The 11946-nt window shown below is 68.6% G+C and carries 11 protein-coding genes; 4 read left to right on the top strand and 7 right to left on the bottom strand.

Annotation, left to right across the window (positions count from 1 at the left end):
• Nucleotides 1–42 precede the first annotated feature (42 nt).
• Nucleotides 43–1395 (top strand): lipase family protein, encoded by a 1353-nt coding sequence (locus BEMPMBAN_RS04050; RefSeq protein WP_159229099.1) that lies wholly within the window; start codon nucleotides 43–45, stop codon nucleotides 1393–1395.
• Here BEMPMBAN_RS04050 and BEMPMBAN_RS04045 read toward each other — a convergent pair.
• The 3 genes from BEMPMBAN_RS04045 to bioB are packed head-to-tail and all read right to left on the bottom strand — an operon-like array spanning nucleotide 1331 to nucleotide 3224.
• Complete coding sequence (locus tag BEMPMBAN_RS04045; protein ID WP_159229098.1) at nucleotides 1331–1987, bottom strand: DUF2567 domain-containing protein; 657 nt, start codon at nucleotides 1985–1987, stop codon at nucleotides 1331–1333. The genes BEMPMBAN_RS04050 and BEMPMBAN_RS04045 overlap by 65 nt on opposite strands.
• Complete coding sequence (bsaP, locus tag BEMPMBAN_RS04040) at nucleotides 1984–2229, bottom strand: biotin synthase auxiliary protein BsaP (protein WP_159229097.1); 246 nt, start codon at nucleotides 2227–2229, stop codon at nucleotides 1984–1986. The genes BEMPMBAN_RS04045 and bsaP overlap by 4 nt, the downstream gene beginning before the upstream one ends.
• A complete protein-coding gene (gene bioB, locus BEMPMBAN_RS04035; protein ID WP_159229096.1) occupies nucleotides 2229–3224 on the bottom strand; it encodes a biotin synthase BioB in 996 nt (331 codons plus the stop codon). Before bioB ends, bsaP begins: the two co-directional genes overlap by 1 nt.
• A 53-nt stretch (nucleotides 3225–3277) precedes the next feature.
• Here bioB and BEMPMBAN_RS04030 point away from each other — a divergent pair, with 53 nt between their 5' ends.
• Nucleotides 3278–3850 carry a TetR family transcriptional regulator gene (locus BEMPMBAN_RS04030; RefSeq protein ID WP_159229095.1) on the top strand — a complete coding sequence of 191 codons (573 nt, stop codon included), beginning with the start codon at nucleotides 3278–3280 and terminating at the stop codon, nucleotides 3848–3850.
• A 4-nt stretch (nucleotides 3851–3854) separates the two neighbouring features.
• Here the strand turns inward: BEMPMBAN_RS04030 and BEMPMBAN_RS04025 are convergent, their stop codons facing one another.
• From BEMPMBAN_RS04025 to BEMPMBAN_RS04010, 4 genes are all read right to left on the bottom strand, one after another.
• On the bottom strand, nucleotides 3855–4373 hold the full coding sequence (locus BEMPMBAN_RS04025) for a 2'-5' RNA ligase family protein (RefSeq protein WP_159229094.1): 519 nt from the start codon (nucleotides 4371–4373) through the stop codon (nucleotides 3855–3857).
• Nucleotides 4373–5053 carry a dethiobiotin synthase gene (gene bioD, locus BEMPMBAN_RS04020; protein ID WP_159229093.1) on the bottom strand — a complete coding sequence of 227 codons (681 nt, stop codon included), beginning with the start codon at nucleotides 5051–5053 and terminating at the stop codon, nucleotides 4373–4375. Before bioD ends, BEMPMBAN_RS04025 begins: the two co-directional genes overlap by 1 nt.
• Nucleotides 5050–6192 (bottom strand): 8-amino-7-oxononanoate synthase, encoded by a 1143-nt coding sequence (locus tag BEMPMBAN_RS04015; protein ID WP_159229092.1) that lies wholly within the window; start codon nucleotides 6190–6192, stop codon nucleotides 5050–5052. Before BEMPMBAN_RS04015 ends, bioD begins: the two co-directional genes overlap by 4 nt.
• A gap of 76 nt (nucleotides 6193–6268) precedes the next feature.
• Nucleotides 6269–7570, bottom strand: coding sequence for an adenosylmethionine--8-amino-7-oxononanoate transaminase (locus BEMPMBAN_RS04010; protein WP_159229091.1), 1302 nt, complete (start codon nucleotides 7568–7570; stop codon nucleotides 6269–6271).
• 23 nt (nucleotides 7571–7593) lie between these two features.
• Here BEMPMBAN_RS04010 and BEMPMBAN_RS04005 point away from each other — a divergent pair, with 23 nt between their 5' ends.
• Nucleotides 7594–9792 carry an acetyltransferase SucT gene (locus BEMPMBAN_RS04005; RefSeq protein ID WP_200845865.1) on the top strand — a complete coding sequence of 733 codons (2199 nt, stop codon included), beginning with the start codon at nucleotides 7594–7596 and terminating at the stop codon, nucleotides 9790–9792.
• Nucleotides 9792–11945 carry a glycogen debranching protein GlgX gene (gene glgX, locus BEMPMBAN_RS04000; RefSeq protein WP_159229090.1) on the top strand — a complete coding sequence of 718 codons (2154 nt, stop codon included), beginning with the start codon at nucleotides 9792–9794 and terminating at the stop codon, nucleotides 11943–11945. Before BEMPMBAN_RS04005 ends, glgX begins: the two co-directional genes overlap by 1 nt.
• Nucleotide 11946: the final 1 nt, after the last annotated feature.

Below are 11946 nucleotides of genomic sequence, written 5' to 3'. Positions count from 1 at the left end.
GTCGGTTGGCTTCTTAGTGCATCCTTAGGCAAGAATGCCTGGATGGACTTGGGCAGCGTGGCACGGTCGACCGGAGCCGAGTGGATCGGTCAGGTCCCCCACGAGCCCCTTGCGCCCAAGTCCCGGCCGGTTGTGCCCGCGCATGACTCGTTCCACCGCCCACCCGAAGGCTTCGAGCACGCCCGTCCGGGCACGGTGCTGCGCTCCCGTGACGTCGAGGTCGCGTTTCTGGGCTTCATCCCGCAGAAGTTCACTGCCACCCAGCTGCTGTACCGGTCCACCGACCTCAACGGAGAGCCCCAGGCCACCGTCACCACCGTGGTAGCACCCACTGAACGGGCCGATACCGGCCCGCTTCCGATCGTGTCCTACCAGTGCGCCATCGACGCGGTGGCCGGGCGCTGCTTCCCGTCCTACGCACTGCGGCGCGGCGCCAAGGCCGTCGGTGCGGTGGCACAGTTCGAATTCCTGCTCATCGCCGCCGCGCTCGCCGAAGGGTGGGCAGTCTCGGTTCCCGACCACGAGGGCACCGCGGGCATGTGGGGCGCCCCCTACGAGCCCGGCTACCACGTGCTCGACGGCGTCCGCGCCGCGATCAACCACGATTCGCTCGGCCTGAGCCCCAACTCACCGGTCGGCCTGTGGGGATACTCCGGCGGCGGACTGGCCTCGGCGTGGGCCGCCGAAGTCCAGGGCGCCTACGCACCGGAACTCAACGTCGTCGGCGCGGTACTGGGCTCGCCCGTCGGCAATCTCGGCCACACTTTCCGTCGGCTCAACGGCAGCATCTACTCGGGCCTGCCCGCGATGGTCGTCGCCGCGCTCACCCACATCTACCCCGACCTGGAACGAATCATCTCCGAGCACGCCACCGACGAGGGCAAGGCGATGCTCGCCCGGATCGAGCGGATGACCACCGCACACGCCATGATCCGGCTCGCGGGCACAGACATGGCCAGCCTGATCGACCGGCCGCTCGAGGAGGTGCTGCTGACTCCGGAGGTCCAGCACGTCTTCGACAGCATCAAGCTCGGCACCTGCGCACCGACGGCACCGGTGCTCATCGTTCAGGCCGTGCACGACCGGATCATCTCCGTCGCCGACATCGACGAGTTGACCGAGACCTACACCCGCGGGGGTGCCAGCGTCACCTACCACCGCGACATGTTCAGCGAGCACCTGCTGCTGCATCCGATGTCCGCGCCGATGACGCTGCGCTGGTTGCGGGATCGCTTCGCGGGCCGGCCGCTGCGTGCCCACATCGCCCGCACGAAGTGGCCGACGCTGCTCAATCCTTCGACCTACCGGGGGATGCTCACGCTCAGCGTGATCACGGCCAAGGTGCTGACGGGGCGGCGGGTGGAGCGTCAGCCCCTGTCCCGATTCGACCAGTAGTCGGCAGAGGGTATTCGACCGGCGGCCAGGCACCTAGGTCGTCACGCACCGTCGCGGTGACGGCCAGCAGGTACACCAACGCCGCGACCGCGGCGGGCAGTAGCACCGTCGCCGCGATCTGCAGCGGCGAATGTCCGAAGAACACCGCCGGCGCCTCCACGACGTAGTGCACCCGACTCTCTTCTGACACCGGTGCCCCGGCGACGTCGACGGTTCCGTAGCGCAGGCGGGCGAGCGATGCCCCCACCCCGGCTGCGACCGCCGCGGCGGCCACACCACCGACCGTCAGCGCCGCCGCCATCACCGGCCCGCGGTGAGCGCGCCACTGCCACGACAGCACCGCGCCGACCACCGCCACCACCCCGAGCATGCCGACGAACATGAACGCCGAGGTGAACCAATGGTCCGACTCGCTGCCCAGCGACGCGGTGATCCGTTCGCCGGAGCGGGTCAGCGCCACCACGCCGTGGATCGGCGGCGCCAGCCACGCCCACAACGCGCCGACAAGAGCGCCCATCACCGCGGCACCGACCACGACGGTCACCGCGGCCTGCGCTCGCGAAACCCCGGGTTCGGGGGGCGGGACGGTCATCGATAGAGCTCCAGATCCTTGGAATCGACCAGCCCGTGCCGCGAACACTTCGCCCACCAGCCGTCCGGACGCACCTGCACGATCATCCGGCGGCCGCATTCGGCACAGAACCGCGGGGGCTCCAGGCCCAGCTGCGCTGTCGTGGGCACAGCGCTGCCTGCGGGCTCCCCCGTGTACACGTTGTAAACGCCTGCGCCGACCGGAGCGGGCAGCTCGCCCTCGTGTGAAATGACGATGCCCATCACAGGCTGGCGTTGAGCGCCTTGATCGGCATCTGCAGGTCGTCGAGCAGTTCCAGATCCGCCTCGGCGGGCCTGCCCAGCGTCGTCAGATAGTTGCCGACGATGACGGCGTTGATGCCGCCCAGGATGCCCTTCTTGGCTCCCAGATCGCCGAGAGTGATCTCGCGGCCACCCGCGAACCGCAGCATCGTGCGCGGCAGTGCCAGCCGGAACGCCGCGACCGCCCGCAGGGCATCGGCGGCAGGCAATACCTCCAGGTCGCCGAACGGGGTGCCCGGGCGCGGGTTCAGGAAGTTCAGCGGCACCTCGTGCGGGTTCAGCTCTGCCAGGTTGGCGGCGAATTCCGCGCGCTGTTCCAGCGTCTCGCCCATGCCCAGGATGCCGCCACAGCAGACCTCCATACCGGCCTCGCGGACCATCTGCAGCGTGCCCCAGCGCTCTTCCCAAGAGTGAGTGGTCACGACGTTGGTGAAGAAGGAGCGCGCCGTCTCCAGGTTGTGGTTGTAGCGGTGCACGCCCATCGCCGAGAGCGCCTCGACCTGGTCCTGGGTCAGCATGCCCAGCGAGCAGGCGATCTGGATGTCGACCTCGTTGCGGATCGCCTCGATGCCCGCGGCGACCTGCGCCAGCAACCGTTCGTCGGGACCGCGGACCGCGGCGACGATGCAGAACTCGGTGGCTCCGGTCTTGGCCGTCTGCTTGGCCGCTTCGACCAGGCTCGGGATGTCGAGCCATGCGCTGCGCACCGGGGAGGCGAAAAGCCCCGATTGCGAACAGAAGTGGCAGTCCTCGGGGCAGCCGCCGGTCTTCAGGCTGATGATGCCCTCGACCTCGACGTCCGGACCGCACCACGCCATCCGCACCTCGTGCGCCAGCGCCAACAGGTCGTCGAGACGGTCGTCCGGCAACTGAAGCACCTGCAGGGTCTGGTCCTGGTCGAGGCCCTCGCCCCGGTCCAGCACCTGCTCACGTGCCACTGCCAGGATATCGCTCACTCGCCAGCCCTATCTGTCGCCCACTTGAACACCGTTCAGGTTAGGGTACCGGTGTGCAGCTCCACAAACGTGACGTGGTCGACGCAGCGACGGCGCTGCTGGACGACTACGGCATCGCCGACCTGTCGATGCGGCGGCTGGCCCGGGAGCTGGCCGTCACCCCCGGGGCGCTGTATTGGCACTTCGCCAACAAACAGCAGCTCCTCGGCGCCGTCGCCGACCGCATCCTGGAGCCGGTCCACGGGGAACGCGGCGGCTGGCGGGCCCGCATCGTCGGCATCTGTGGGCAGCTGCGCGACGCGCTGCTGTCGCACACCGACGCCGCCGAGTTGGTCTCGGCCAGTTTCGCCGCCGGCCAGTCCGAGGTGATGGACGACGTTCTCACCCAGCTCGGTGCTGCGGCCGCCGAAGCCGGTGTGACCGCTGCCAATGCGGAGCTGGCCGCCCGCTCCGTCGTGTACTACGTGCTCGGCTTCACCGCCGACGAGCAGTCCCGGATGCAGTGGGACGCGGCGGGCGCCGACGTGGCGGCGACCGTCTGGAACCAGAACCCCAGTGCCCGATTCGCATTCGGCCTGAACCTTCTCGTCGATGGCATCGCCGCCCACAGCCGCGCCGACGCGTGACGCCTCAGTCGATCGGGTGCACCACCTTGCTGTTGCCGTCCCAGTGCCGCAAACCTGTGATGCGACCGCGAATCTCGATGCCCAGCGGCAACGCCACCGCCTGGGGCAGCTGATCGGGCGCCATCCGCCGCGCCAACGTGACATGTGGTGTCCACTGCCCCGGTGCGGTGTGCGCCAGCGCACCGTCGGGCATGTGCGCCAGACAGATCCGGTGGACCTCTGCGTGCAGGGCCAGTAGTTCGACAGACGGCACCACGAGGCGGACCAGCGTGACCGAGCGGGCGCCGAACACCATCGGCGCCCCGATCCGACAGTCCAACGGCAGTCGGGCCAGGGCGGGCCGCAACGCGGCGTCGACGGTGTCGGTCATCTGTTCGGCCACGGTGACGGTGACGTGTGGCCGGTTGCTCAGCGACCGGTGGGCGGCCTGGCTGCGCACACCGACAGCCATCAGGTCGTCCCAGATCTGCACGACGGCCGCTTCGGTCTCGGCGTCGAACAGCATCTCCACGGAGTGGACCATCAGTCGACCAGACTCCGAACCCAGGATCTGTCGAAGGCCGCCGCGCTCACGGACTCGAATTGCTGCGCCGTCAACGCCCCGGCACCACTTGGCAGCACAGCGCGGACCGGCGCCAACCGTGCCAGCGCCTCCCGGTTGCCCATCTCGGCCACACCCGGGTCGGCCGGCCAGGCACCGATCACCAGACCCGCGCCGGCGATCCCCCTGGCGGCGAGGGCCTCCAGCGTCAGCGCCGTGTGGTTCAGCGTGCCCAGGCCCGGCGCCACCACGGTCAGCACCGGCGCGCCGAGGCCGACCGCGAGGTCGCGCAATGTCACCCCGTCGGCGCCGATCTCGACCAGCAGGCCGCCGGCGCCCTCGACGAGGGTGAGTCTGCCCGGCCGGTCCACGGCGGTCACCATGTCGAGGAGGGCCGCCCTGCCCGGCAGGGTCTCGCCCACCCGCGCGGCGGCTGCCTGCGGCGCCAGTGGCTCGGGAAACTTTGCCAGAGAATGCAATTCGGCTACCCCGGACAGACGGGCCACCTCGGCGAGGTCGTCGTCACCGTCCCGGGTTCCGGTCTGCACCGGCTTGCACACCGCGACGTCGACGCCGACGGACCTGGCGTGACATGCCAGAGCCGCGGTGGCGATCGTCTTGCCGACTCCGGTGCCGGTGCCGGTGACGACGACGACGCTCACGCCGGTGACAACACGTCGGTGAGCACGCGGCGCGCCAACACCATCTCGTCGTCGGTCAGCGAGGCGCGCGCCGTCAGCCGTAACCGGGAAGTACCGGCGGGCACCGTGGGAGGCCGGAAGCAGCCGACCCGCACGCCGCGCTCCAGGCATGCGGCAGCGGCGGCCAACGCGACGTCCGGTTCCCCGAGGATCACCGACACCACCGCCGAGGGCGGGACGTCGTCGACACCACACATCGACGCCAGCGCCGCGGCATGGTCGAGCACTCGCTGCGCACGCCCCGGTTCGTCAACGAGCACCTGCAGCGCGGCGTGGGCGGCACCGACGGCCGCGGGCGCCAGCCCGGTGTCGAAGATGAACGGGCGGGCGGCATCGATCAGGTGGTCGCGGACCGCCACGGGGCCCAGCACCACACCGCCCTGGCTGCCGAGCGCCTTGGACAGCGTCGTCGTCATCACCACGTCCGGGGCCCCGGCCAGACCCATCTCGTGGAGCAGTCCCCGGCCACCGTCGCCGCGTACCCCCAGCCCGTGGGCCTCGTCGACGATCAGGAGCGCTCCGTGCCGCCGGGACACCTCGTGCAGCGCCCGCAGCGGCGCCAGGTCACCGTCAGCGGAGAAGACCGAGTCGGTCACGACCACCGCGCGCTCCTCGGTGCGGGCGGCCAACGCGGCGTCGACCGCGGACACGTCGGCGTGCGGGGTGACCACGACCCGGGCCCGGGACAACCGGCACGCGTCCACCAGTGAGGCATGGGTCAGCGCGTCGGACACCAACAGCGACCCGGGTCCGGACAACGCCACCACCGCGCCCAGGTTGGCGGTGTACCCGGAGGAGAACACCAGCGCCGAGGCCGCGCCGACGAACTCCGCCAGCGCGTCCTCGAAGCTCTCGTGCAGTTCGGTGTTGCCGGTGACCAATCGGGACCCGGTCGACCCGGCACCCCAGGCGCGTAGCGCGGCCACACCGCCGTCGAGCACCCGCGGATGCTGCGAGAGTCCGAGGTAGTCGTTTGAGGCCAAGTCCAGTTCGGCGCCGACGGGGGGCCGGGCGCGCAGGAAGCGGCGCAACCCGGCAGCGCGGCGCCGCGTCTCGACCTCGTCGAGCCAGGCGAGCGGGGACAGACCGAGGCGGGTCACGGTGCTCCTATCTGACTTGAACGCGCCGGCGGGGCCGGCAATTGAACACGCCGGCGAGCCGGCAATTGAACACCGTTCAGGTTAGTGCACGCGCGACGGCCACCATCGCCGAGGTGATCTGGTCGATCTCGGCGGTGCTGCAGATATACGGCGGCATCACATAGATCAGGTTGCGGAACGGGCGTAGCCATACTCCGCGCTCCACGGCCGCGGGCGTCGCCGTGCTGAGGTCCACCGGCCGGTCCAACTCGATCACCCCGATCGCGCCCAGCACCCGGACGTCGACCACGTTGGGCAGCGCAGCCGCCTCGGTCAGGCCCTCGGCCAGCCCGGACTCGATCGCGCGCACCTGCGACTGCCAGTCGCCCGACATCAACAATTCCACCGAGGCCACGCTCACTGCGCAGGCCAGCGCGTTGGCCATGAACGTGGGACCGTGCATCAGCGCGCCCGGCGGGTTGGCGCTGATCGTGTCGGCGACCCGACGGGTGCACAGCGTCGCGGCCAGGGTCAGATAACCGCCGGTGAGTGCCTTGCCGACACACATGATGTCGGGGCTGACGCCGGCGTGGTCGGCAGCGAACATCCTCCCGGTGCGGCCGAATCCGGTGGCGATCTCGTCGAAGATCAGCAGCACGCCGTGCTCGTCGCATGCCCGCCGCAGGTCGACCAGGTAACGCGGATCGTGGAATCGCATACCGCCTGCGCCCTGCACCACCGGTTCGACGATGACCGCCGCGAGTTCGTCGGCGTGCTCGGCGAGCTGCCGGCTGAAGTCGGCGCTGTATCCGGGGTCGTAGTCCGACGGCACCGGCGGGGCGAACACCTGGTCGGCCAGCAGCGAGTTCTCCCCGGTCCACAGTTCGTGCATGCCGCCCTGCGGATCACACACACTCATCGGTGTGAAGGTGTCACCGTGATAACCACCGCGCCACGTCATCAGCCGTCGCTTGTCACCGCGGCCGGTGCTCCGCCAGAACTGCAGCGCCATCTTGACCGCGACCTCGACGGAGACCGAGCCGGAGTCGCTGAAGAACACCGTCTCCAGACCGTCCGGCGTGACCTCCACCAGCAGCTCTGCCAGCCGGGCGGCGGGTTCGTGGGTGAGCCCGCCGAACATCACGTGGTTCATCGTCGCGAGCTGCCGGGTGATCGCCGCGTCCAGAACCGGATGGCCGTGCCCGTGCACGGCGGTCCACCACGAGGCCATCGCGTCAAGCACCTCGACCGGTCTGTTCTGGTGGATGACGGTCAACCAGGCGCCGCGCGCCCCCACCGCCACCATTGGCGCCACCGCGTCGGCCCCGATGGGGCTGTACGGATGCCAGATGTGGGCGGCATCAACAGCGCTGATCTCGGCAGGCGTCATCGCAGGCACCTTCGGTAGATTAACCGTCGACCATGATGACCCTCGCCCCCGCCCGGCAGGCGCCCGCGACCGCTCCGGGACTGATCCCGCCTGCCGCCGCCACGCCCCGTGCGGTTGCGCAGGCGTCGGGCTTCTACCGCCACGACCTCGACGGCCTTCGCGGTATCGCGATCGCGCTGGTGGCGGTGTTCCATGTGTGGTTCGGGCGGGTGTCCGGCGGCGTCGACGTCTTCCTGGTCCTGTCCGGGTTCTTCTTCGGCGGACGGTTGCTGCGCGGCGCGCTCACCCCGGGGGTGAGGCTGCGGCCGGTGCCGGAGGTCACCCGGCTGGTCCGCCGCCTGCTGCCCGCCCTGGTCGTGGTGCTCGCCGCCGCCGCGGTGCTGACCGTGCTGATCCAGCCGGAGACCCGGTGGGAGACATTCGCCGATCAGAGTCTGGCCAGCCTGGGCTACTACCAGAACTGGGAACTGGCCCGCTCCGCGTCGGACTACCTGCGTGCCGGCGAGGCGGTCAGCCCGCTACAGCACATCTGGTCGATGTCGGTGCAGGGCCAGTTCTACATCTCGTTTCTTGTCCTGATCCTGTTGTCCGCGTTCCTGTTCCGGCGCGTGCTGGGCAGGCACATGCGGGTGGCGTTCGTGGTGTTGCTCGTCGCACTGACCGTCGCCTCGTTCGTGTACGCGATCGTCGCGCACAACACCGACCAGGCCACGGCGTACTACAGCAGCTTCGCGCGTGCGTGGGAGCTCCTGCTGGGTGCGCTGGTGGGAGCACTGGTGCCGCACGTGCGCTGCCCCATGTGGTTGCGGACCGCCGCGGCGGTGGTGGCGCTCGCCGCGATCCTGTCGTGTGGCGCGCTGATCGACGGGGTCAAGGAGTTCCCCGGGCCGTGGGCGTTGGTTCCGGTAGGCGCCACCGTGTTGTTCATCCTCTCGGCGGCCAACCGGCACGCCGATCCGCACACCCGAGGCCGGCTCCCCGCGCCCAACCGGTTGCTCGCGTCCGCGCCGTTTCTGACGTTGGGCAGCATGGCCTACTCGCTGTATCTGTGGCACTGGCCGCTGCTCATCTTCTACCTCGCCTACACCGGACGTTCGGGTGTGAACTTCCTCGAGGGTGCTGCGGTGCTGCTGGTGTCGGCGCTGTTGGCCTGGCTGACGATGCGCTACGTCGAAGAGCCGCTGCGCACCCGTAGTGCGCCGGTCGCGCCGGCCACCGTCGCGTCGAGACCCGCCGTCGCCAGGCGCAGCCGGCTGCGCCGGCCGACGATCGTGCTCGGGTTCGTGGTCGCCCTGCTCGGGGTGGCGCTGACCGCGACGTCGTTCTCCTGGCGCGAGCACGTGACCGTGTTGCGCGAGAACGGCGAGGAACTCGCCGGGCTTTCAGCGCGCGACTACCCCGGCGCGCGGGCGCTGGTCGACAACGCCAGGGTGCCCAAGCTGCCGATGCGTCCGACTGTGTTGGAGGCCGAGGACGACATCCCGCAGACCACAATCGACGGATGCATCAGCGACTTCGAGAACGCCAGCGTGATCAATTGCACCTACGGGGACGAGAACGCGTCGCGCACCATCGCGCTGGCGGGCGGTTCGCACGCCGAACACTGGATCACCGCACTCGACAAGCTGGGCCGGCTGCACCACTTCAAGGTCGTCACCTACCTCAAGATGGGCTGCCCGTTGACAACGGCGGAAAGGCCGCTGGTGATGGGTAACAACCGCGAATACCCCCGGTGCCGTGAGTGGAACAAACGGGTGATGCCGAAGCTCATCGCCGACAAGCCGGACTACGTCTTCACGACCTCGACCCGGCCGTGGAACATCAAACCCGGCGATGTGATGCCCTCGAGCTACCTCGGAATCTGGGAGCAGTTGTCCGAGAACGATATTCCCATCCTGGCGATGCGGGACACCCCGTGGCTGGTGCGGGACGGGGAGCCGTTCTTCCCCGCGGACTGCCTGGCCGGTGGTGGTGACGCCACATCGTGCGGGATCGAACGATCCGAAGTACTGTCGGATCACAACCCGACACTGGACTATGTGGCAGAGTTTCCGCTGCTCCATCCGCTCGACATGAGCAACGCGGTGTGTCGTCCCTATCATTGCCGAGCTGTGGAGGGAAATGTGTTGCTCTATCACGACTCTCACCACATCTCGAGCACCTACATGCGCACCATGACCCAGGAGCTGGGCCGCCAGATCGCCGCCATCACCGGCTGGTGGCCGGCCTGATGCCGACCCCCGAACCGGCGTCCACACCGACCGTCTGGCCAGGCTCGTCCTACCCGCTCGGGGCCACCTATGACGGTGCAGGTACCAATTTCTCGCTGTTCTCCGAGGTCGCCGACCGGGTGGAGCTGTGTCTGATCGGCAAGGACGGCCGCGAGCACCGGATCGAACTGGAGGAAGTCGACGGCTACGTGTGGCACTGCTACCTGCCGACGGTGACCCCGGGACAGCGCTACGGCTACCGGGTGCACGGCCCGTGGAGTCCGTCGTCCGGGCATCGCTGCGACCCGAGCAAGCTGCTGCTCGATCCGTACGGCAAGTCATTTCACGGCGAATTCCAGTTCGGCCAGGCGCTGTACTCCTACGACCTGCGCGCCGACGACCTGGCCAGCGGAGGCGAGCCGCCGCGGGTCGACTCACTCGGGCACACCATGACCAGCGTGGTGATCAACCCGTTCTTCCAGTGGGGGTCCGACCGCGCACCCCGCACGCCCTACCACGAGACCGTCATCTACGAGGCGCACGTCAAAGGCATGACGCAGGCACACCCCGGCGTGCCCGAGGAACTGCGGGGAACCTACGCCGGTCTGGCGCACCCCGTGATCATCGACCACCTGAAATCGCTGAACGTCACCGCGATCGAGTTGATGCCGGTACACCAGTTCCTTCACGATCATCGGCTGCTCGAACTGGGATTGCGGAATTACTGGGGATACAACACATTCGGCTTCTTCGCCCCTCACCACCAGTACGCCGCGAGCAAGCACGCCGGCGGCGCGGTCGCCGAGTTCAAGACGATGGTGCGCGCGTTCCACGAGGCGGGCATCGAGGTGATCCTGGATGTGGTCTACAACCACACCGCCGAGGGCAACCATCTCGGACCGACCATCAACTTCCGCGGCATCGACAACGCCGCCTACTACCGGCTACTCGACGGCGACAACCGGTACTACAAGGATTTCACCGGCACCGGCAACAGTCTCAACGCGCGGCATCCGCACACACTGCAACTGATCATGGACTCGCTGCGGTACTGGGTGCTGGACATGCACGTCGACGGGTTCCGGTTCGACCTGGCCGCGACCCTGGCCCGGGAGTTCTATGACGTGGACCGACTGTCGGCGTTCTTCGATCTGGTCCAGCAGGATCCGGTCATCAGCCAGGTCAAGCTGATCGCCGAACCGTGGGACATCGGCGAGGGCGGTTACCAGGTCGGGAACTTCCCAGGTTTGTGGACCGAATGGAACGGGAAGTATCGCGACACTGTGCGTGATTACTGGCGGGGCGAGCCCGCAACACTCGGCGAGTTCGCCTCCCGGCTGACCGGGTCGTCGGATCTCTATGAGGCGACGGGTCGACGGCCGAGCGCCAGCATCAACTTCGTCACCTGCCACGACGGCTTCACCCTCAACGACCTGGTGTCCTACAACGAGAAGCACAACGAGGCCAACGGCGAGGACAACCGGGACGGCGAGAGCCACAACCGGTCCTGGAACTGCGGCGTGGAGGGGCCCACGGAGGACCGGCTGATCCTCGATCTGCGGGCCAAGCAGATGCGCAACATCATGGGCACGCTGATGCTGTCGCAGGGCACCCCGATGATCGCGCACGGCGACGAGATCGGCCGAACCCAGCGGGGCAACAACAACGTCTACTGCCAGGACTCCGAGCTGTCCTGGATGGACTGGTCGCTGTGCCAGACCAACGCAGACCTGCTCGAGTTCACCCGCAAGGTGGTCAAGTTCCGCAAGGACCATCCGGTGTTCCGGCGCCGACGGTTTTTCGAGGGCAAACCGATCCGCACCGGCACCGAGGCCAGGGATATCGCCTGGCTCACCCCGGCCGGTAACGAGATGGCCGCCGAGGATTGGGAGACCGGACTCGGGCAGTGCGTGGCGGTGTTCCTCAATGGGCAGGCCATCCCGGCCCCGAACGAGCGTGGCGAGCGGGTCGTCGACGACTCCTTCCTGTTGTGCTTCAACTCGCATGACGAAGTGGAAGACTTCGTCGCACCGCGGGCCGATCACTATGCGCGGCAGTGGACCGCCGACCTGGACACCGCCGACCCGACGGGTAGCACCGAACTGGTGGTCGCCGCCGGGGAGAAGATCTCGGTGCAGCCTCGTTCCCTGCTGGTCCTGCGAAAGACCGCCTGAG

The organism is Mycolicibacterium austroafricanum (assembly GCF_902705885.1).
In the GTDB taxonomy this organism is placed as follows: Bacteria; Actinomycetota; Actinomycetes; order Mycobacteriales; family Mycobacteriaceae; genus Mycobacterium; species Mycobacterium vanbaalenii_A.
Note: the sequence above shows the minus strand (reverse complement) of the source record. Positions and strands in the feature narration are given on the sequence as shown.

Coding starts and splice junctions, on each gene's coding strand:
- BEMPMBAN_RS04050 (WP_159229099.1), top strand. CDS start 43: ATGGACTTGGGCAGCGTGGCACGGTCGACCGGAGCCGAGTGGATCGGT.
- BEMPMBAN_RS04045 (WP_159229098.1), bottom strand. CDS start 1,987: ATGACCGTCCCGCCCCCCGAACCCGGGGTTTCGCGAGCGCAGGCCGCG.
- bsaP (WP_159229097.1), bottom strand. CDS start 2,229: ATGGGCATCGTCATTTCACACGAGGGCGAGCTGCCCGCTCCGGTCGGC.
- BEMPMBAN_RS04025 (WP_159229094.1), bottom strand. CDS start 4,373: ATGGTCCACTCCGTGGAGATGCTGTTCGACGCCGAGACCGAAGCGGCC.
- BEMPMBAN_RS04005 (WP_200845865.1), top strand. CDS start 7,594: ATGATGACCCTCGCCCCCGCCCGGCAGGCGCCCGCGACCGCTCCGGGA.
- glgX (WP_159229090.1), top strand. CDS start 9,792: ATGCCGACCCCCGAACCGGCGTCCACACCGACCGTCTGGCCAGGCTCG.